This is a genomic window from Pseudarthrobacter sp. P1 (assembly GCF_050156935.1).
In the GTDB taxonomy this organism is placed as follows: Bacteria; Actinomycetota; Actinomycetes; order Actinomycetales; family Micrococcaceae; genus Specibacter.
In genome coordinates this window covers 3,162,507-3,182,410 of record NZ_CP189584.1, presented here as the reverse complement: position 1 = coordinate 3,182,410, position 19,904 = coordinate 3,162,507, and the positions used below count along the sequence as shown (strand labels likewise).

The 19,904-nt window shown below is 67.8% G+C and carries 15 protein-coding genes; 7 read left to right on the top strand and 8 right to left on the bottom strand.

Annotated elements, in window-relative coordinates; genetic code table 11:
• Nucleotides 1–67: 67 nt before the first annotated feature.
• Nucleotides 68–911 (top strand): IS5 family transposase gene (locus tag ACQCSX_RS15010; RefSeq protein ID WP_427018933.1). Its coding sequence is split into 2 segments (ribosomal slippage): nt 68–373 and nt 375–911, totalling 843 coding nucleotides; the frame shifts between segments, so codons are not numbered across the junction.
• Between the two features lie 18 nt (nt 912–929).
• Here the strand turns inward: ACQCSX_RS15010 and ACQCSX_RS15005 are convergent.
• The gene (locus ACQCSX_RS15005; RefSeq protein WP_427016078.1) at nt 930–1,613 is read right to left on the bottom strand and encodes a hypothetical protein; all 684 of its coding nucleotides are present in this window, start codon (nt 1,611–1,613) and stop codon (nt 930–932) included.
• Between the two features lie 163 nt (nt 1,614–1,776).
• Nucleotides 1,777–3,267, bottom strand: coding sequence for an APC family permease (locus tag ACQCSX_RS15000; RefSeq protein WP_427016077.1), 1,491 nt, complete (start codon nt 3,265–3,267; stop codon nt 1,777–1,779).
• A 247-nt stretch (nt 3,268–3,514) separates the two neighbouring features.
• On the opposite strand from ACQCSX_RS15000, the gene ACQCSX_RS14995 reads away from it, so the two are divergent.
• The 3 genes from ACQCSX_RS14995 (at nt 3,515) to ACQCSX_RS14985 (ending at nt 8,053) form a co-directional block, all read left to right on the top strand.
• The gene (locus tag ACQCSX_RS14995; protein WP_427016076.1) at nt 3,515–4,474 is read left to right on the top strand and encodes a helix-turn-helix domain-containing protein; all 960 of its coding nucleotides are present in this window, start codon (nt 3,515–3,517) and stop codon (nt 4,472–4,474) included.
• 128 nt (nt 4,475–4,602) lie between these two features.
• A complete protein-coding gene (locus tag ACQCSX_RS14990) occupies nt 4,603–6,045 on the top strand; it encodes an aldehyde dehydrogenase family protein (protein WP_427016075.1) in 1,443 nt (480 codons plus the stop codon).
• A 7-nt stretch (nt 6,046–6,052) separates the two neighbouring features.
• Entirely contained in the window at nt 6,053–8,053 is a 2,001-nt protein-coding gene (locus tag ACQCSX_RS14985; protein WP_427016074.1) for a primary-amine oxidase, read from the top strand.
• Between the two features lie 421 nt (nt 8,054–8,474).
• On the opposite strand, the gene ACQCSX_RS14980 is transcribed toward ACQCSX_RS14985, so the two are convergent.
• From ACQCSX_RS14980 to ACQCSX_RS14960, 5 genes are all read right to left on the bottom strand, one after another.
• Nucleotides 8,475–9,164, bottom strand: coding sequence for a DUF222 domain-containing protein (locus ACQCSX_RS14980; RefSeq protein ID WP_427016073.1), 690 nt, complete (start codon nt 9,162–9,164; stop codon nt 8,475–8,477).
• Between the two features lie 193 nt (nt 9,165–9,357).
• Nucleotides 9,358–10,878 carry an L-arabinose isomerase gene (gene araA / locus ACQCSX_RS14975; protein ID WP_427016072.1) on the bottom strand — a complete coding sequence of 507 codons (1,521 nt, stop codon included), beginning with the start codon at nt 10,876–10,878 and terminating at the stop codon, nt 9,358–9,360.
• Nucleotides 10,879–10,916: 38 nt separating this feature from the next.
• The gene (locus ACQCSX_RS14970; RefSeq protein WP_427016071.1) at nt 10,917–11,627 is read right to left on the bottom strand and encodes an L-ribulose-5-phosphate 4-epimerase; all 711 of its coding nucleotides are present in this window, start codon (nt 11,625–11,627) and stop codon (nt 10,917–10,919) included.
• Nucleotides 11,624–13,339, bottom strand: coding sequence for a ribulokinase (gene araB / locus ACQCSX_RS14965; protein ID WP_427016070.1), 1,716 nt, complete (start codon nt 13,337–13,339; stop codon nt 11,624–11,626). Before araB ends, ACQCSX_RS14970 begins: the two co-directional genes overlap by 4 nt.
• 135 nt (nt 13,340–13,474) lie before the next feature.
• Nucleotides 13,475–14,488: a LacI family DNA-binding transcriptional regulator gene (locus ACQCSX_RS14960; protein ID WP_427016069.1), complete on the bottom strand. Its 1,014-nt coding sequence runs from the start codon at nt 14,486–14,488 to the stop codon at nt 13,475–13,477.
• A 278-nt stretch (nt 14,489–14,766) separates the two neighbouring features.
• On the opposite strand from ACQCSX_RS14960, the gene chvE reads away from it, so the two are divergent.
• The 3 genes from chvE to mmsB all read left to right on the top strand — a co-directional run bounded on the left by chvE (nt 14,767) and on the right by mmsB (nt 18,846).
• Nucleotides 14,767–15,891 carry a multiple monosaccharide ABC transporter substrate-binding protein gene (chvE, locus tag ACQCSX_RS14955; RefSeq protein WP_427016068.1) on the top strand — a complete coding sequence of 375 codons (1,125 nt, stop codon included), beginning with the start codon at nt 14,767–14,769 and terminating at the stop codon, nt 15,889–15,891.
• A 103-nt stretch (nt 15,892–15,994) separates the two neighbouring features.
• Entirely contained in the window at nt 15,995–17,524 is a 1,530-nt protein-coding gene (gene mmsA / locus ACQCSX_RS14950; protein ID WP_427016067.1) for a multiple monosaccharide ABC transporter ATP-binding protein, read from the top strand.
• 5 nt (nt 17,525–17,529) lie between these two features.
• Nucleotides 17,530–18,846: a multiple monosaccharide ABC transporter permease gene (gene mmsB / locus ACQCSX_RS14945; RefSeq protein WP_427016066.1), complete on the top strand. Its 1,317-nt coding sequence runs from the start codon at nt 17,530–17,532 to the stop codon at nt 18,844–18,846.
• 403 nt (nt 18,847–19,249) lie between these two features.
• Here mmsB and ACQCSX_RS14940 read toward each other — a convergent pair whose 3' ends face one another.
• Nucleotides 19,250–19,792, bottom strand: coding sequence for a hypothetical protein (locus ACQCSX_RS14940; RefSeq protein WP_427016065.1), 543 nt, complete (start codon nt 19,790–19,792; stop codon nt 19,250–19,252).
• Nucleotides 19,793–19,904 lie beyond the last annotated feature (112 nt).

The following is a 19,904-nucleotide window of genomic DNA, read 5'->3' as shown; positions in this document are numbered from 1 at the left end:
TGATTGATGGGTGCCTTCTCGCTATTCCGTGTTGTCCGATGCCCAGTGGGAGTCCATTGCCCCGTTGATGCCCGATTCGTCGGGGAAACCGGGCCGACCCTTCAACGACCACCGGCTGATGACCGAGGGCATCATCTACCGCTACCGGGCAGGGATCCCATGGCGTGATCTCCCTGCCTATTTCGGGTCGTGGAAGACCGTGTGGAAGCACCACCGCCGCAACGCCGCCAACGGGACCTGGGACAAGGTCCTGGCGGCGTTGCTGACCCGCGCGGACACGGCCGGGCTGATCAACTGGGAGGTCTCGATCGACTCCACGGTCAACCGTGCCCACCAGCACGGCACGAACCTGCCCCGCCACACAGGGGGACCTGTCGAATTACAGGAATCTGCTCGACGAGCCTGAGGACCATGCCATCGGCCGGTCCCGCGGCGGGCTGACCACCAAGATCCACGCCCTGGTGGATGGCAACATGCGTCCCCTGGTCCTGCTGCTGGGGCCGGGCCAGGGCGGGGACTCGCCGATGTTTGAGAACCTCATGGAGGCCCTGAAGGTAGAAAGGCCCGGTCCCGGCCGGGCCCGCACCCGCCCGGACCGGGCCATGGCCGACAAGGCCTATTCCTCCAAAGCAATCCGGGCGTACCTGCGCGGGCGGGGCATCGAGTGCGTTATCCCGGAAAAGGACGACCAGAAGGCCAACCGGAAACGCAAGGGCTCCGCCGGGGGACGCCCCGTCAGATACGACAGGGACGCCTACAAACGGCGCAATGTGGTCGAGCGCAGCTTCAACACCCTCAAGCAATGGCGGTCCCTGGCCACCCGCTACGACAAACTGGCCCTCACCTACCGCTCAGCGGCCGTCCTGCACGCCGTCGTCATCTGGAGCGCCGCATTGGGAGACACGCCCTAAAGGGCAATAACTCACGCCTCAACCGTGTCCCGGTGCTTCCGCACGGCCCGGCTTGTCCGGCGCATCCGGCGCGACCCTGCCCAGGAACCGCTGGATCCGCCGGGCATCCCACACGGTGGACGCGGCCCCGCCCAACATGAGCAGCGCGGCCGCGGCGAAGAGGAACTGCACCGAGCTTTTGCTCTGCACCAGCAGCTGCCCGGCCTGCAGCAGCGCCAGGCCCAGGACGGGAACCACTGTTCCCAGCAACTGGTGGCGAACCGGGGCGGCGATAGCCCGCAGCGCGGGCACACTGTCCCGGGGCACCGGCCGCCGCCCCCTGATCTGCCGGCGCACCAGCCGCCGCTCCGCCCGGGTGAGCGGGCGTAGCACCCATGCCATGTTGGGGGACATGGTGCCACGCCGGGACGCCCAGCTCCATCCGGCGACCATGGCTGCCACGGCGGCGCAGAAGAAGGCGACGCCGAGCCCGGACAGGACCGCCGCAATCCCGGCGCTGTCCTGGTCCGCGGGCCGAAGCAGGCCCCACACCCCGGCAGCAACGGCCAGCGCAGTGGTGGCCGCCGCCGCACCGCAGAGCAGCCGCCACCCACGGGAATCAATCGGGCGCCGCTCCGGCGCACGGGCCACCCGCTTAAGCACCGCCGCCCACCTGGCCTCGGCATCGCCGTCCACCAGCGCGCCGTCAATCCATCTGCCCATCGGGTCCCCCAACCGCCGATCCCCCAAGATGCCTGTCGGGACAGCCTACGCAGCTGCCGCCGAAAGGGCCACGGACCAACGCACACGTTGAGTCGTGGGCTGGTGCCGTTTAGAACGCTTCTAAGGGGCACCAAGCCCACGCCTCAACGGCGGGCACGGGCGGTCACTGCAAGTGCAGCGGGCCCTCCTCGCCGTGGCCGATGGCGCGGTAGATCTCCGGCCGGGACCGCCGCAGCCACAGTCCCCACAGGACGCCCGCCACCCCGGGCACCACGATCAGCGCCGGCAGGACGAACGTCGCCGCACTGGATTCCGTCTGCCCCAAAAGCACGTTGAAGTTGGCCACGATCAGCACAAACACGGCGCCCAGCAGGGCAAAGCCCAGGGCCGGGGCGATGGCGCGGGCCCACAGGCTGGCCGCGTGGCCCCGGCGCCGGAAGAAGCCGATCACCGACAGCGAGACAACCGCCATCAGCAGCACCAGCCCCATGGCCCCGGTGTTGGTGAGCCAGGTGAACAGGGTCAGCACCGGATAGAGCTCGGCCAGGTCGGAGCCGGAGCCCGCGATCGCGAACCCAATGGTCACCACGACGGCGATGGCCGTCTGGGCGAGCGAGCCGGCGAACGGTGCCCCGCTGTTCCGGCGGACCGCCGCGAGGACTGGCGGGATGACCCGCTCGCGGCCGAGCGAGAAGAAGTAGCGGGCCACCGCGTTGTGGAAGCTGACCAGTGCGGCAAAGAGGCTGGTGACGAAGAGCAGCTGAGCCAGGTCGCTGAGCAGGACGCCGCCGTGCGCGCCGAGGAAGTTGAAGATCAGGTCCGGGCCCTCCGCGGTGGAGGTCTCGACGACGGCGGAAGGCCCCGTGCCCACGGTCATGGCCCAGGACGAGGCCGCGTAGAACAAGGCGATGATCGCCACGGCGGCGTAGGTGGCACGGGCCACCGTGCGCTTGGGGTCCTTGGATTCCTCGCCGTAGATGGCCGCGGATTCGAAGCCCATGAACGCCGCGATGCCGAAGGACAGGACCGCACCGATGCCCGGGACAAAGAGGCTGGCGGGGCTGAGCGCCTCGAAGCTGACGCCCTCCGGCGCCACGGCGAAGGAGAGGATGTCGTAGACAATGACCACCAGGAACTCCAGGCCAACCAGCAGCCCCAGCACCTTGGCCGAGAGGTCCACCCGGTTCACGCCCAGCACCGCCACCGCGGCGATGCAAACCAGCACGGGGATCCACCACGGCACATTGACGCCCAGGCGCGCGATCAACAGCGAGGATACGGTGAAGCCGAACAAACCGTAGATGCCCACCTGCATGAGGTTGTACGCCATGAGCGCCACCAGCGACGCCCCGACCCCCACCGGCCGGGAAATGCCCTGGGCCACGTAGGCATAGAAGGCGCCGGCGTTGGTGACGTAGCGGCTCATGGCCGCGTAGCCGACGGCGAAGACCGCCAGGACGGCGCCCAGCAGCAGATAGGACAGCGGCACGCCCGTGACGCCTGTGACGGCAAAGGTAGTGGTCACCCCGCCGGCCAGCACCGTCAAGGGTGCGGAGGCGGCAATGATCATGAACATCACGGAGGGGACACCCAGACGGCGCCTGTTCTGTGGACCGGCGTCGGCCTGGTGGTTGGCGGGAGCCTGAACGCTCATAGGGTTCTCCTGTTCTGGGATGGGCCGGCGGAGCTGCACGCCGCCAAGGCCACTCCGCCAGACTGCACCCTCGCCGCCGGCTGTGACTTGTCCCACAGGGAATGGTTGTTGTCCATGGCCGCACACCGCCCCCACACAGGGCCCACATGTAGAATTGTTGCCAAGCTCACACCAGGCCCAATGCCGGGTGCAGGGGCCCAGAACAGGCCCGCACGCCGGTGCGGGCCGGCCCTGACGAAGGAGTTTGATGACCACCGTGGCCGACGCCGGAGCCAGCACGGTCCACACGGCTGCCGCCGACGGTTTTGCGGACTGGGGCCGCCTTGTCAGCGGCTCCTTCGTGCCGCTGCTGGTCTCCACCGACCGGCCCGAGGGCTTCCGGGGCCAGATCCGCTCGCGCGTGCTGGAGGACATCTCCGTCGTCGAGGTCGCCGCGGACCGGCACACCGTGGAGCGCACCCCGGCACTGATCGCCAAGGCCGAACGGCGCTGGTTCAAGTTGAGCATCATGCTCGCCGGCACGGGACGGCTGGTGCAGGACAACCGCGAGGCCGTGCTGCTGCCGGGCGATCTGGCCATCTACGACACCAACCGCCCCTACACGCTCACCTTCGATGGCGCCTTCCGCACCCTGGTGCTGATGTTCCCGCCCGAGCTCCTTGACCTGCCCATCGAGGTGGTGGGCCAGGTGACGGCCATCCGGATTCCCGGCGACAAGGGCCTGGGCCAGCTGATCAGCCCGTTCATGGTCCGGCTCGCGGACAATCTGGAGGCGCTCTCCGGTGCCAACGGGCTCCGGCTCGCCCACAACGCCCTGGATTTGGCCACCACGCTGTTCAACGGCGAGCTCGATGCCATCATCGACGCCGGCCGGGACCCGCACATCCTGCTGCTGGGCCGGATCCACGACTACATCGAGGCCAACCTCGGTGACCCGGAGCTGGGCCCGGCCTCCATCGCGGCGGCCCACTACATCTCCACGCGGCACCTGCACGACCTCTTCCAGGAGATCGGGACCACCGTGGCCTCCTCCATCCGCAGCCGCCGGCTGGAACGCTGCCGGCGCGACCTCGCGGACCCGGTGCTGGCCGGCCGGCCGGTGACGGCCATCGCGGCCCGCTGGGGCCTGCTGGATGCGGCCCACTTCAGCCGGATCTTCCGCGCCGCGTTCGGCGAATCGCCCACCGGCTACCGCAACAGCCGCTGAGCGTTCGCCAATCATCAAGCCCCGTGCCGCCACAGACAAGACGGCCGCATGTGTCCTGCGACATAGTCGGATAAAGGGCGCCGGAGAAGTGGACGCCCGCCACCTTCCGCCCGACGAGGAGATCCGACATGGCAACGAAGCTGTTTATTGATGGTGAGTGGGTTGAGGCCACCGGTGGGTCGATCGCCACGCTCAACCCGGCCACCGAAGAGGTGCTGGCCGAGGTCGCCTTCGCCGGCAAGTCCGACGTCGACGACGCCGTCAATTCCGCCCGCGCCGCCTTCAACAACCCGGCCTGGCGGGACCTCCTGCCGGTCCAGCGCGCCGCGCTCCTGTTCCGCCTGGCGGACCTGATCGGCGCTCACGCTGAGGAACTGGCCGAGCTGGAGACCCGCGACCAGGGCCAGCCGATCGGCGTCTCGCGTGCCGTCTCCGTCCAAGGCGCCGCCGAGCACTTCCGCTACTACGCCGGCTGGGTCACCAAGATCGAGGGCACCACGTCCCCCATCTCCTTCCCCAACACATTGCAGTACACCCGCCGCGAACCGATCGGCGTCTGCGCCCTGATCACGCCGTGGAACTTCCCGCTGATGATCCTGGCCTGGAAGCTTGCCCCGGCCCTGGCCACGGGCAACACGGTGGTCATCAAGCCCGCCGAGCAGACCCCGCTGACCGCCATCCGGCTGGTGGAGCTGGCCGCCGAGGCCGGCTTCCCGCGCGGCGTCATCAACCTGGCCACCGGCGACGGCTCCACGGGCGCGGCCCTGGTGGAACACCCCGGCGTGGACAAGGTCTCCTTCACCGGCTCCACCGCCGTCGGAAAGTCCATCGTGCGGGCCTCGGCCGGCAACCTCAAGCGCGTCACGCTGGAACTCGGCGGCAAGAACCCCTCCATCATCGCCGCCGACGCGGACATCAACGCCGCCGTCGGGGGCAACATTGCCGGCGGCACGCTCAACTCCGGCCAGGTCTGCGCCGCCTACTCCCGCTTCTATGTCAACAAGAAGCGCGAGGACGAATTCGTCGAGAAGATGGCCGCCGGCATGGCGGGCCTGACCCTGGGCTCCGGCCTGGACGCGACCACCCAGCTGGGCCCGCTGGTCTCCGCCGAGCACCTCGCGCATGTGGAGCGGCTGGTGGCCACCGGTGTGCCGCAGGGCGCCGAGCTCATCACCGGTGGCGCGCGCGCCATGGACAAGGGCTACTTCTTCGAGCCCACCGTCTTTGCCGGCGTTAAGGACACCATGACCATCGCCACCGACGAGATCTTCGGCCCGGTCCTGTCCGTGCTCTCGTACGACGACGACGACGAGCTGCAGGAGCTGATCAACCGGGCCAACGCCACCGACTACGGCCTGGCCGCCACCATCTGGACCAAGGACCTCACGGCCGCCAACCGGCTGGCCAACGGCATCCGTGCCGGCGCCATCTTCATCAACATGCCCCCCATCCCGGACATGGCGGCCCCCTGGGGCGGCTTCAAGTCCAGCGGCTGGGGCCGCGAAATGGGACCCTATTCCATCGACGCCTACACCGAGGTCAAGGGCGTCTGGATGCACTACGGAGAGTAGACGGACAATGACCATTCACCATGAACTGCCGCTGATTCCGCTGCGCACCGTGGCCGCCGCCAGGCCGGCGCCCGCGCCCCACCCGCTGGACCCGCTGGGCCCGGCGGAAATCTCCGCGGCCCGGGCCGTCCTGGCCGATGCCGGCAGGCTGGTGCCCACCAGCCGCTTCCCGCAGGTGCTCCCGGTGGAGCCGGACAAGGCCGCCATGCTGGCCTACCGGCCCGGCGACGCCTTCGACCGCCGCGTCATTCTGACCGTGCTGGACACCGCCACCGGCGACGCCGCCGAGGCAGTGGTCTCGGTGACGGAGGCCAAGCTGCTCTCCTGGACGCCGCTGGACAACCGGACCAGTCCCTACGGCCAGCCGCAGTACCTCTTCGAGGAATACGATCTGGCCGCCGAGATCGTCAAGGCGGACCCGCAGTGGCAGGCCGCGATGGCCCGCCGCGGCCTGACCGACCTGGAAAACGCCTTCGCCGCACCCCTGGCGCCGGGCTCCTTCGGCCGCGAGGACGAGGTGGGCCGGCGCGTCATCCGCTCGCTGACCTTCATGCGCAACTTTGCCGAGGACAGCCCGTGGGCCCACCCGGTGGAGGGGCTCATTGTCCACATCGACCTCACCGAAAAGCGCGTGATCAGGGTCGACGACGACGGCGACGTGCCGGTTCCGGCCGCAGAGGGCAACTACACCCCCGAGTTCACCGGCCCGGCTCGCACCACGCTCAAGCCGATCGAGATCACCCAGCCCGAGGGACCCAGCTTCCAGGTGGACGGCAACCACGTGACCTGGGAGAACTGGAAGCTGCGCGTGGGCTTCAACGCCAAGGAAGGGCTGGTGCTCAACAACGTCACCTTCCGCGACGGCGACGAGGACCGCTCGGTGCTCTACCGCGCGTCGGTGCCGGAAATGGTGGTTCCGTACGGGGACACCTCCAACACCCGCTTCTGGATCAGCTACTTCGACGCCGGCGAGTACCTGCTGGGCAAGAACGCGAACTCCCTGAAGCTGGGCTGCGACTGCCTGGGTGTGATCCACTACTTCGACGGCTTCGTGGCCGACGACCACGGCCACCCCGTGGAGATCCCGCAGGCCATCTGCATGCACGAGGAGGACTACGGCATCCTCTGGAAGCACACCGAACCGGGGCAGGAGTCCGTCGTCCGGCGCTCGCGCCGGCTGGTGATCTCCTACTTCTCCACCATCGGCAACTACGACTACGGCTTCTTCTGGTACTTCTACCTGGACGGCACCATCCAGGTCGAGGCGAAGGCCACCGGCATCGTCTTCGCCGGCGCCACCATCCCCGGCGTGCCCAACCGGCACGCACCGGAGGTGTCCCCCGGCCTCATCGCCCCGGTGCACCAGCACCTGTTCTGCGCCCGGCTGGACATGGCCGTGGACGGCAACGCCAACACCGTCGAAGAGGCCGAGATGGTGGGCATCGCGATGGGTCCGGAAAACCCCTACGGCAACGCCTTCACGTACCAAAAGACCCCGCTGCTGCGCGAGTCCGAGGCCGCCCGGATGGCCGACACCAGCGTGGGCCGGTCCTGGTACGTGACCAACCCGAACCGGCTCAACCACGTCGGCCAGCCGACGTCGTACCACCTGATCCCGCAGCCGGGGCCGGCACTGATGGCCCAGCCGGGCTCCTCGGTGGCCTCCCGGGCGGCGTTCGCCACCAAGCACCTGTGGGTGACGCCGTTCGACCCGGCCGAGCGCTTCCCCGCCGGCGACTACCCCAACCAGCACACCGGCGACGGGCTGGCGAAGTGGACGCAGGCGGACCGCAGCCTGGAGAACACCGACGTCGTGCTCTGGCACGTCTTTGGCCCCACCCACGTGCCGCGCACCGAGGACTGGCCCGTCATGCCGGTGGACTACTCGGGCTTCATGCTCAAGCCCAACGGCTTCCTGGACCGCAACCCGGCCCTGGACCTGCCCGACGGCGCGGCCAAGCGCCACGGCGCCTCAGCGGAGCCCGACGGCGCCAGCTGCTGCAGCTAGCATCACCGCTGGTCGGGCCCACGGCGGTCCCGATGGTCGAGCCCGTCGAGACCCTCGATCGTCGAGCACGTCAGGGCGGGAGTTGGCACACGCCGACTCCCGCCCTTTCGCGTGCCACGGGGGGCCCGCCCGGGGGGCCAACCCAGGCCGACGGCGGAACCCGAGGACGCGGCCGGCCCACCGGATTTCGGTTCCCGTTCGCAAGGTTCCCTAACCTCGCTTCGCTCGGCCAGGGAACCTTGCCGTCTCTCTGAGCTCCGCTCAACCGGGCACGCTGGTCGAGCTGGTCGAGACCGGATGCCGCCTGTCCGGTCGGTGGTCGAGCGAGGGGCCCACTGCCGCGAGGGGACCGCAGCGAGCTTGCGAGCCGTGGGAGCGGCTGGGGACCGGGGCCTCCCGCGCCCGGCGGCGGTGGTGTCCGTCATCCCGGCGGTGCCCCGGCGTGGTGGTACCCGTTGCGCAGGGGCCGGCGGAGCGGGTCGATGGATGGGGGCGGGGTGAACCAGGGGATGCCGTGCACGGACTCGACCGCCCAGCCGGTGTGGTGGATGAGGTGGTGGTGGTAGGAACACAGCAGCACGCAGTTCTCCACCGAGGTGTCCCCGCCCTGGGACCGGTAGACGATGTGGTGCGCGTCGGTCCACTGCGGGGGCCGGTCGCAGCCCGGGAACGCGCAGCCCCGGTCCCGGATGAGCAGCGCCCTGCGGATGTGGGGCGGGACGAGGCGCTGGGACCGGCCCACGTCCAGGATCTCGCCCTCCGCGCCGAGCACGGCCGGGATGATCCCGGCGTCGCAGGCCGCCGTGCGGATCGCGGCGGCCGGGATCGGGCCGCTGTGCGGGACGGCGGCGCTGCCGGGACCGGCGGCGAGCTCGGCCAGGGTCACGGTGATGAACAGTTGCGGGCGCAGGCCCCCGTTGTCCGGGAGGGTGTCGGTGCGGGCGCAGGCCCCCGTTGTCGGCCAGGGTGCCGGTGCGGGTGGCGAGGCGGACGCAGTCCAGCAGGGCGTGCAGCAGCAGCTGGGGCCGGGGCCGCTGCCCGGCCAGCAGTTTCCGGGCCACGTGCGGGTCGACGCCGGCCGGGTCGGCGGATTCCAGCACCGCCTCGGCATCCCCGTTCGGGGCGGAACTGCCGGCGCCCAGGTTCCCAGGATCACCGAACACGTCCGGGCGGGTGTGTGCCAGGCTGCCGGGGCCGGGGCCGGGACGATCAGGTCCCGGCCCCTGCGGCGCAGCTGGCGGCGGGCACCCGCCCGCTCCGTGGCGACGTCGTGCCCGCCGCCCGGATCCCTTAGTCGTTCCCGTTCACAGGCCGCCGGCCAGCCTGTAATAGGCCGCGTTCCAGGCCAATTCCTTCTTGAACGCCTTGATGGTGGTACCTTCGTCGATGGCCAGCAGCTCGGTGCGGGCGATCTCGGCAAAGTCTTCGAACACGTCCATGCCTACGGCCGTAGTGAGCACGGTGTGGTGCGCCGCACCGGCGGTCAGCCAGGCCGCCGCGGAGGTCGCGAAGTCGGGCCTGGGCGACCAGAGCGCGCGCGCCACGGGCAGGTTCGGCAGCGGCTCGTCGAGGTCCACGACGTCGACGGCGTTCGCGACGAGGCGGAAGCGGTCGCGCATGTCGGACAGGGCCACCACCACGCCCGGGCCGGCGTCGGTGTCGAAGACCATCCGGACCGGGTCTTCCTTGCCGCCGATGCCCAGCGGGTGGATTTCGACGCGCGGTTTGGTGGCGGTCAGGGAGGGGCAGACCTCGAGCATGTGCGCGCCGAGGATCTTCTCCTGGCCGGGGGTGAGGTGGTAGGTGTAGTCCTCCATGAGCGAGGCGCCGCCGGGCAGTCCGGCGCCCATGACCTTCGCGGCGCGGACCAGGATCGCCGTCTTCCAGTCGCCCTCGGCCCCGAAGCCGTAGCCATCGGCCATCAACCGCTGGACGGCCATGCCGGGGAGCTGGCGCAGCGTGCCCAGGTCCTCGAAGGAGGTGGTGAACGCGGCGGATCCGTTGGCCTCAAGGAAGCCGCGCAGCCCCAGTTCGATCCGGGCACTGTAGCGGAGGGACTCGTGGCGGGGGCCGCCGGCGCGAAGTTCCGGGGCGACCTCGTAGAGCCGCTCGTACTCGGCCACCAGTGCCTCGACGGCGGGCTCGGCGGCGCCGTGCACGGCGTCGGCGAGCTCGTTGACGGACCAGGTGTTCACCGAGACGCCGAAGCGCAGCTCCGCTTCGGTCTTGTCCCCCTCGGTGACGGCGACGTTGCGCATGTTGTCACCGAACCGGGTGAGCTTCAGGGTGCGCACGGCGGCCCAGCCTGCCGCCGCGCGCTGCCAGACACCCACTTGGCGGGAGACCTCCGGGTTGGACACATGCCCCACCACCGTCTTGCGCGGAATGCCCAGGCGGGTCTGGATGTAGCCGAACTCGCGGTCGCCGTGGGCCGCCTGGTTGAGGTTCATGAAATCGAAGTCGATGTCCTCCCACGGCAGCTCCACGTTTGCCTGGGTGTGCAGGTGCAGCAGCGGCTTGCGCAGCAGGTCCAGACCCTGGATCCACATCTTCGCCGGCGAAAACGTGTGCATCCAGGCCGTCACGCCAATGACATTGTCGGCGGCGTTGGCCTCCAGCGCCGTGCGCCGAATCGACTCCGCATCGGCCAGCACCGGTTTCCAAACGATCGTGACGGGGACGTCGGCGGACTCGTTGAGCTGGTTGGCAATCTCCTGTGACTGCGCGGCGACCTGCTTGAGGACGTCCTCACCGTAGAGGGCCTGGCTGCCGGTGAGGAACCAGACCTCGTAGCGTTCGAGCGAGGTGTTGTGGGCGTTTGGCATTGGTTTGCTCCTGGAATTTCGGGGGAATTTCGGGCGGTCTATTGGCCGTAGACGTTTTGGTAGCGGTCGTACAGAGCAGCGACCAGGTCCGGATCCATGGGCACCGGTTCGCCGAGCTGGCGGGCAACGTGCACGGTCCGCGCCACTTCCTCGCACATCACCGCGGCCTTGACCGCGCTTCGGGCGTCCTTGCCGATGGTGAACGGCCCGTGGTTCTGCATCAGCACGGCCGGGGAGTGCGAGCCCTGCAGCGTTGCCACGATGCCGCGGCCGATCGAGTCGTCGCCGATCAGGGCGAACGGCCCCACCGGGATTTCGCCGCCAAATTCGTCCCCCATCATGGTCAGCACGCAGGGAATGGATTCCCCGCGGGCGGCCCAGGCCGTGGCGTACGTCGAGTGCGTGTGGACAACACCGCCCACCTCGGGCATGTGCCGGTACACGTAGGCGTGGGCGTCGGTGTCCGAGGACGGCGCCAGTCCAGGGTTTTCCCACGTGGCCGCGGCACCGTCGGCATCGGCGGAAATCCCCGTCACCGGGGTGCCGAAGAGGTCCGTGACCACCATCAGGTCGGGGGTCAGGTCATCGTAGGAGACCCCGGAGGGTTTGATGGCCATCAGGTCGTACCCGGGGATCCTCGCGGAGACGTTTCCCGCCGTCCAGACCACCAGCCCATAGCGGGTCAGTTCGGCATGCAGCCCGCACACTTCGCTGCGGATGCGTGCAATGGCGTCCAGCAGCGCGCTCATGCGGGGACTCCGGACGTGAGGAGCGCCCTGGTGGCGTTCCGTTGGATGGCCTTGAGCCGGTGCATGACCTCGTTCGCTCCCCTGCCGAAGTAGTCGTGGAGCGTCCGGTATTCCCGGAAGAGTTCCTCGTAGGCTGCAACGTTGTCCGGAATGGGCGTGTAGACGGCTCCCGGTTCCGGCCCCATGGCGGCCGCCGCGGCCCTGATGTCCGGGTAGTTTCCCGCCGCAACGGCGGCGTGGATGGCCGAGCCGAGCGCCGGGCCCTGGGTGGAGCCGATGGTGGACAACTGCAGCCCGGTGACGTCCGCGTAGATCTGCATCAGGAGCGGGTTCTTCAGCAGCCCGCCGGCCACGATGAACTCCTTCACCGGAACGCCGGAGTCCCGGAAGGCGTCCACGATGGTCCGGGTGCCGAACGCCGTGGCTTCGAGCAGGGCCCGGTAGGTGTCCTCCGGCCTGGTGGCCAGGGTCTGCCCGACGACGATGCCGGACAGCTCGTGGTCCACCAGGACCGAGCGGTTGCCGGAGTGCCAGTCCAAGGCGATCAGGCCGTGCTCACCGATGGCCTGGCGGGCGGCGAGCTCCGTGAGGTGCTCGTGGATGCCCAGGCCCTGGCCGGCCGCGGCCTCGTGGTATTCGGGCGGGACGCAGTTGCCGGTGAACCAGCCGAAGATGTCCCCCACGCCGGACTGGCCGGCCTCGTAGCCCCAGAGCCCGTCCACGATGCCGCCGTCGACAACGCCGCACATGCCCGGAACTTCGCGCAGCACATCACCGTTCATGACGTGGCAGGTGGAGGTGCCCATGATCGCCACAAGCTGGCCCGGCTCCACCGCCTTGGCAGCCGGGGCGGTGACGTGGGCGTCGACATTGCCGACGGCGACGGCGATGCCCTCGGGCAGCCCGGTCCAGGCGGCGGCCTCGGCGGTCAGGTAGCCGGCGGCATCGCCCAGGCGCCCGATGGCGTGCTCCAGCTTGGTTGACACGAAATTCTTGAACTGCGGGTTCAGGTCGGCCAGGAAGTCCTCCGAGGGGTACTTTCCGTTCTGGTAGATGCCCTTGTAGCCGGCGGTGCATGCGTTGCGGACGTAGGTGCCGCAGAGCTGCCAGACGATCCAATCGGCGGCTTCCACCCAGTGGTCCATCGCGGCGTACGCGTCCGGGTCCTCCTCGAGCAGCTGCAGGCCCTTGGCGAATTCCCATTCGGAGGAAATGAGGCCGCCGTAGCGCGGCAGCCAGGCCTCCCCGCGTTCACGGGCAAGTGCGTTGATGCGGTCCGCCTGCGGCTGGGCGGCGTGGTGCCGCCAGAGCTTCACATAGGCGTGCGGCCGGTTGGCGAATTCCTCCAGCTCGTTCAACGGCGTACCGTCGGCCAGGACCGGAACCATGGTGCAGGCCGTGAAGTCGGTGGCGATGCCGACGACGGCTGAGGCGTCGATCCCGGCGTCGGCGATCGCCGAGGGCACCGCGTGCCGGAGGACATCCCGGTAGTCGTTGGGCACCTGCAACGCCCAGTCCCCCGGCAGCCGGACGGCATCCCCGCCTGCCGTATCCGCCGGAAGGGCACCTGTCACCACGGCGTGCGGGTAGTCAAAGACGGCGCTGCCGAGTTCCTTGCCGTCCCGGACGCGCACCACTACGGCGCGGCCGGAAAGGGTGCCGTAGTCCACCCCGATTACAAGGTTTTCTCTGCCGTCTGCTGTGGCGTCCATGAAAGTCCTCCAATAACGTGCCCGCTGCTCTGCGGGCTGGGTTAATTGTGAGCGCTAACAACACTCCTGTCAAGGATGCCACCTGGGCCATCCATGACGCGCGGAGCCAGCGATCGGCGGCCCTGAGTCCCGTACTTAGGGAAGGGGCGAGGTGCTGGCCCGGAGGACAAGCACGGGATCGACCACGGTGATGCTGCTGGCCGCACCGTCCTCAACCTGGGTCCGCATCACGTCCATGCAGCGCCTCCCGAGCTCCTCGAAGTCCTGCCTCACGGTGGTGAGCGGAGGGGTGAAGTACGCCGCCTCCGGCTGGTCATCGAAGCCAACCAGCGACACGTCCTGGGGCACCCGGACGCCCGCCTCGCTGAAGGCGCGCAACAGCCCAAGCGCCATCTGGTCATTGCCCACAAACACCGCAGTGGCCGTGCGGTCGGCGGCAATTTTCCGGCCCATCCGGTAGCCACTGCCGGCGCTCCAGTCGCCTTCGAGCAAAAGGTCGTCGGCCAGGCCCGCCGCCGCCAATTCCTCGCGCCAACCCTCGGCCCTGGCTTCGGCGTCAATCCAGTCCCGGGGACCGGAAATGTGGCCGATCCGACGGTGGCCCTGGCCGATCAGGTGGGCCACGGCCAGCCGCGCCCCCCGCTTCTGGTCCACCATGGCCCCGCTGAAGCGACCGTGGCCCCCGGCCCCCACCACAACCACTGGCACATCTAGGCCCAGGCCTTCCAGGGTCTGGACCGTTCCGCCATGAGGCACGATCACGATGATCCCGTCGGCCCCCTGGTCCGTGAAGTAGCGGACGGCATCCGCAATGGAGTCGGATCCAGACTCCTTCAGGGCCGCGATGCTGACAAAGTATCCCGATTCGCGGGCGGCCTGCTGCACGCCAAGCAGCGTGTTCGCCGGGCCGTACTGGGCGAGCTCGGTCCCAAGAACGCCGATGACCTGGGAACGCCGCGTCACCAAGGACCGGGCAGCAGTATTGCGCCGGTAGCCGAGCTCGGCAATCGCGGCCTCCACCCGTTCCCGGGTGGCCTTGCTGACGTTGGGTTGATTGTTGACCACCCGGGAGACAGTCTGGTGCGAGACGCCGGCATGCGAGGCGACGTCCTCCAGGCGCGGTGGGCGTCTATCGCTAACGTTCCCCATGTGAGTCACCTTTCAGCCCGGAGCATTGTGTTGTCCAACATCCTAGGGCCAGCCGCGACGGCATCGTGACCTCATCAAATCGTGTGACTTGACTCACAACTCCGGCTGGTGCTAGCTTGCTAACTGACAAACTTGTTAGCGCTAACACATTCGGGCATCGTTTAGCTCGTCGAGAACTGGCTAACCGGACCTACATAATGCTGGACCATCGACTAGCGCAGTTGCTACTCAAACCGGCATCAGTTCGCGGACCGCGCTGTCCGCGGAAGGAGATCAACGTGAGATTCAAGAAACTTCTGGGCGCGTTCGCCGTCGTCCTGGCAATCACCGCCGGAGCCACCGGCTGCGGCAGCCGGGGCGGGGCAGCCACCCCGGCGGCCAGCGCCGATACCGCGGGTTCCCTCGTGGGCATCTCGATGCCCACCCAGACCTCGGAACGGTGGATCGCGGACGGCAAGAACGTTTCCGATTCCGTGACGAAGCTTGGCTACAAGACTGACCTGCAGTTCGCCAATGACGACATCCCCACGCAGGTTGCCCAGATCGAAAACATGCTGACCAAGGGCGCCAAGGCCCTGATCATCGCGGCGATCGACGGCACCACTCTTACCGACGTCCTCGCCAAGGCGAAGGAGCAGAACGTCAAGGTCATTGCCTACGACCGCCTCATCAACGGCACGCCCAACGTGGACTTCTACACAACGTTCGACAACTACACTGTGGGCGTCCAGCAGGCCACCTCGCTGCTGACCGGCTTGGGCCTTCTTGACGCAAGCGGCAAGAAGGTGGACGGCAAGGGTCCGTTCAACGTGGAACTCTTTGCGGGCAGCCCTGATGACAACAACGCCAACTTCTTCTGGACCGGTGCCATGGACACCCTTAAGCCGTTCCTGGATGCCGGAACCCTCAAGGTTCCCAGCGGCCAGACCAAGTTCGATCAGGCGGCCATCCTTCGCTGGCAGGCTCCCGTTGCCCAGAAGCGCATGGAAGACATCCTCACCGCGGCATACAGCTCCGGCACGAAGCTCGACGGCGTCCTCTCCCCCTACGACGGTCTGTCCATCGGCATCATCTCGGCCCTGACCAGCACCGGCGGCTATGCCAAGGGAAGCCTGCCCGTCGTGACGGGCCAGGATGCCGAGAAGGGCTCGGTGAAGTCCATCATCACCGGCGAGCAGTACTCCACCATCTTCAAGGACACCCGCCAGCTGGGTGCCCAGGCCGTGAAAATGGTCGACGCCGTGCTGAAGGGCCAGGAGCCTGAGGTCAATGACTCCAAGACGTACGACAACAAGGTCAAGGTCGTTCCGGCGTACCTGCTCAAGTCCGTGATCATCACCAAGGACAACTACAAGAAGGAACTCATCGACTCGGGGTACTACTCCGACGCCGAGGTCAAGTAGCCAAGCCGCGCGGTTGTGGCCGGGCCCCGCCCGGCCACAACCGCAGCGCAGGCCCCTGCAGCCGCAGGACGGCCCAGTTTCGACCAGCCAGTGGGAATTGACGATGAACACACCCATTCTTCAAATGCGAGGAATCACCAAGACCTTCCCGGGCGTGAAGGCTCTCCAGGACGTCACTCTGGACGTAAACCGCGGCGAGGTGCATGCCATTTGCGGTGAAAACGGGGCAGGAAAATCCACCCTCATGAAAGTGCTGTCCGGCGTCTATCCGCACAGCTCCTTCGACGGGGAGATCCTCTTCGAAAACGAACCGTGCAACTTCTCCAGCATTACCGACAGTGAGAAGCGCGGCATTGTCATCATCCACCAGGAACTGGCACTGAGCCCGTACCTGTCCATCGCCGAGAACATCTACCTCGGCAACGAGCAGGCCAAAAACGGCTGGGTGGACTGGCGCAAGACCAACCTCGAAGCAAGCAAACTGCTGGCACGGGTTGGCTTGGGCGAAAACCCCACCACCCCCGTCCAGCACATCAGCGTGGGCAAACAGCAGCTGGTTGAAATTGCCAAGGCACTCTCCAAAGAGGTCAAGCTGCTCATCCTGGATGAACCCACCGCCGCGCTCAACGACGAGGATTCCGGCCATCTGCTGGACCTGATTCTCCATCTCAAGGACCAGGGCGTCACCAGCATCATCATCAGTCATAAACTCAACGAAATCCGCAAGGTCGCGGACGCCGTCACCATCATCCGCGACGGCAAGACCATCGAGACCCTCCGCCTGGACGAAGGCCAGATCACCCAGGAACGCATCATCCGCGGCATGGTGGGCCGGGACCTGGAGAGCCTGTATCCGGACCGGGAGCCACGGATCGGCGAGGAGGTCCTGCGGATCGAGGACTGGTCGGTGCGGCACCCCCAGGACCACACCCGGACCGTGGTCCACAACGCGAGCCTGAACGTGCGCAAGGGCGAAGTCGTCGGGCTGGCCGGCCTCATGGGAGCCGGCAGGACGGAACTGGCCATGAGCGTCTTCGGACGCACCTACGGCCACGCTGTCTCCGGGAAAGTCTTCAAGTATGGGCAGGAAATCAACACCTCCACCGTTTCCGCCGCCATCAAGCACGGCATTGCGTATGCAACGGAGGACCGAAAGCTCTACGGGCTGAACCTCATCGAGGACATCAAACGCAACGTCTCCATGGCGGCGCTCCGAAAGCTCGTCAAGCGCGGCTGGGTGGACAAGAACGAAGAAACCACCGTGGCCAACGGCTACCGGACGAGCATGAACATCAAGGCGCCCTCGGTGGCAGCCATCACGGGCAAGCTCTCGGGCGGAAACCAGCAGAAAGTGGTTTTGAGCAAGTGGATGTTCTCCGATCCGGACGTGCTCATTCTCGATGAACCCACCCGCGGCATCGACGTCGGCGCCAAGTTCGAGATCTACACCATCATCGCCAAGCTCGCAGCCGAAGGAAAAGCCGTCATCGTCATCTCCTCCGAACTGCCCGAGCTCCTGGGCATCTGCGACAGGATCTACACCCTGTCCGCCGGCCATATCACCGGGGAAGTTCCCATCGCCGAAGCATCCCAGGAAACCCTCATGCACTACATGACCAAAGAGAAGGAATAGCGAACATGTCCGCCCTACGAGAATCCCTTGGCTTCCTGACAAGCCGCCTCCGGCAGGTTGGCATCTTCGTCGCCCTGATCCTGATCGTCCTGCTCTTCCAGGTGCTCACCGGGGGAATCCTGCTGGAGCCGCAGAACGTCACCAACCTCGTGGTCCAGAACAGCTACATCCTGATCCTGGCCATCGGCATGGTGATGGTCATCATCGCCGGTCACATCGACCTGTCCGTAGGCTCCGTCGCCGGATTCATCGGCGCGGTCGCCGGCGTCATGATTGTGCACTGGGGCTGGCCCTGGTGGGCCGCCATCCCGGCCTGCCTGCTCGTCGGCGCCCTCGTCGGCGCGTGGCAGGGATATTGGATCGCCTACGTTGGCATTCCCGCCTTCATCGTGACCCTGGCCGGCATGCTGATCTTCCGCGGCCTGACCCTGATCACGCTCAAGAACCAGCAGATCACCCCGTTCCCCGCCGAACTGCGCGCGCTGGGCGGCGGCTTCCTGCCCGATATCACCGGCGGCACCTCAGTGCTGGAATGGCTCACGGTCATCCTCGGCGTAGGCGCAACCGTTGCCCTGCTGGTCCAGGCGGTCAAGGAACGCCGGCTCCGCCAGAAGTTCGACCTCGAGAACGAACCGATGGCCTGGTTCGCCACCAAGACCACGTTCATTGCCCTGCTCATGCTGATTGTCACTTTTCTCCTGGCCAGCTACCGGGGCACGCCGATCGTCCTGATTGTGCTCGCCGTCCTCGTGATCGTCTACACGGCGCTTATGAACAACAGCGTGTTCGGCCGGCACACCTACGCAATCGGCGGCAATCTGCACGCTGCCGAGCTGTCCGGCATCAAGACCAAGGCCGTCACGTTCCGGCTGTTCGTCAACATGGGCGTGCTTGCCGCTCTGGCCGGCCTCGTGTTCACGGCACGCCTGAACTCGGCCCAGCCCGCGGGCGGAACCGGATTCGAACTGGACTCCATCGCTGCGGCCTTCATTGGCGGCGCGGCCGTCCAGGGCGGCATCGGCACCGTTGCCGGCGCCATGATCGGCGGCCTGATCATGGGTGTGCTCAACAACGGCATGTCCATCCTTGGACTGGGCACCGACTACCAGCAGCTCATCAAGGGCCTGGTGCTCCTCCTGGCCGTCGCATTCGACATCTTCAACAAGAACCGCAGCGGCCGCGGCGGCGAAAGCATCATGGGGAAGTGGTTCAAGCTGAAGACCGCACCGCCCGCCGAGGCAGAGAACACCACGCCACCCGCCAGCCAGCCAGCCTCCGACGGGGCCGGCGCACGGCAGCCCGTGGCCGCAAAGCATCTCTGAACTCCACGCAAGCGAGGGGCCTCCGGAATGGTCCGCGAACGCCTGCGCTGACACCACCCCGTCCCGCGGCCCCGGGGCCGCGGGACGGGGCTGGATGAAGCCCCGTGACAGCGCCAAGTGGACACTGGTTCCTGTTGGTGGGGCGCACCGTGGAACTCCATCGGGATGGACGCCCCCGCGAGCCGGTGAAGTTGAAGACGCGGCCCGAGACTCAGCTGCCATGCGGCTCGGATTCGGCGGACACCACGTCCGCGAACTGGTGGCCAAACCCGAGAACCATGAGGTTCTCCTGCGCGAACGGGCCAGGACAGGTGGTGCATTTGACCCGGTGAATGACCATTGGACCCCCGGCGAGGGAAAACGCCGAGAGCGAGGCCTCCGGCGGGTCTTGCCGACTGGCTGTTCAGGCTGCGGCGGCGGCCAGCCGTGAGGCCCGGCCCAGCCGGAACAGCCAGGTGGCGGCCAGCATCGCCGCCAGATAGTCGCAGAGCAGCACGGCCAGTGTCGCGTCCGCCATGCTGCCGGCGGCGCCCATGGCCCCGGCCGCACTTGTGGCCAGCGGCGCCATGGCCCCGTGTCCCCCGGAATGCCCCAGGGCGCCGGAAAAGACGCCCAGCAGGATGGCCCCGTGGACCAGCACCATGGCCAGGGACATGCCCACCAGCATCCGGGCGGGCCCCACTCCCCCACCGCGCCACAGGGACAGCGCGCACGGCGTGCAGGCCGCGGCCATCAGCAGCGTCAGGGCAACCATCGGCGGAGACGAGGCCATCGAAAACGCCATGGCACCATGGGCCGCAATACCCGCCGCGGCCGCAACGGCGGCCAGCCGTGGATGCAGCCGGACCGGATTCTTGGCGGCGGGAAGGACCGCGGCGCGCAAGGCCAGCACGGCGGCATCCGGCGGGGTGGGCACCGGTCGGACGGCGGCAATTTTCAGGCTCATGGGCGTTCTCCAACGTTGGGATCACCCTATTCTTCCCGCGCACCGGAGTCCACGGCTGGGACGGGAGCGAGGGGACGTTGTCATTGCGCGCAGGGCCCTCCGGCCGGTCCTG

Excerpts from the sequence above, each read along its gene's own strand:
- ACQCSX_RS15005 (WP_427016078.1), bottom strand. The coding sequence starts at position 1,613 with ATGGGCAGATGGATTGACGGCGCGCTGGTGGACGGCGATGCCGAGGCC.
- ACQCSX_RS15000 (WP_427016077.1), bottom strand. The coding sequence starts at position 3,267 with ATGAGCGTTCAGGCTCCCGCCAACCACCAGGCCGACGCCGGTCCACAG.
- ACQCSX_RS14995 (WP_427016076.1), top strand. The coding sequence starts at position 3,515 with ATGACCACCGTGGCCGACGCCGGAGCCAGCACGGTCCACACGGCTGCC.
- ACQCSX_RS14990 (WP_427016075.1), top strand. The coding sequence starts at position 4,603 with ATGGCAACGAAGCTGTTTATTGATGGTGAGTGGGTTGAGGCCACCGGT.
- ACQCSX_RS14985 (WP_427016074.1), top strand. The coding sequence starts at position 6,053 with ATGACCATTCACCATGAACTGCCGCTGATTCCGCTGCGCACCGTGGCC.
- ACQCSX_RS14980 (WP_427016073.1), bottom strand. The coding sequence starts at position 9,164 with ATGCCGAGGCGGTGCTGGAATCCGCCGACCCGGCCGGCGTCGACCCGC.
- araA (WP_427016072.1), bottom strand. The coding sequence starts at position 10,878 with ATGCCAAACGCCCACAACACCTCGCTCGAACGCTACGAGGTCTGGTTC.
- ACQCSX_RS14970 (WP_427016071.1), bottom strand. The coding sequence starts at position 11,627 with ATGAGCGCGCTGCTGGACGCCATTGCACGCATCCGCAGCGAAGTGTGC.
- araB (WP_427016070.1), bottom strand. The coding sequence starts at position 13,339 with ATGGACGCCACAGCAGACGGCAGAGAAAACCTTGTAATCGGGGTGGAC.
- ACQCSX_RS14960 (WP_427016069.1), bottom strand. The coding sequence starts at position 14,488 with ATGGGGAACGTTAGCGATAGACGCCCACCGCGCCTGGAGGACGTCGCC.
- mmsA (WP_427016067.1), top strand. The coding sequence starts at position 15,995 with ATGAACACACCCATTCTTCAAATGCGAGGAATCACCAAGACCTTCCCG.
- mmsB (WP_427016066.1), top strand. The coding sequence starts at position 17,530 with ATGTCCGCCCTACGAGAATCCCTTGGCTTCCTGACAAGCCGCCTCCGG.
- ACQCSX_RS14940 (WP_427016065.1), bottom strand. The coding sequence starts at position 19,792 with ATGAGCCTGAAAATTGCCGCCGTCCGACCGGTGCCCACCCCGCCGGAT.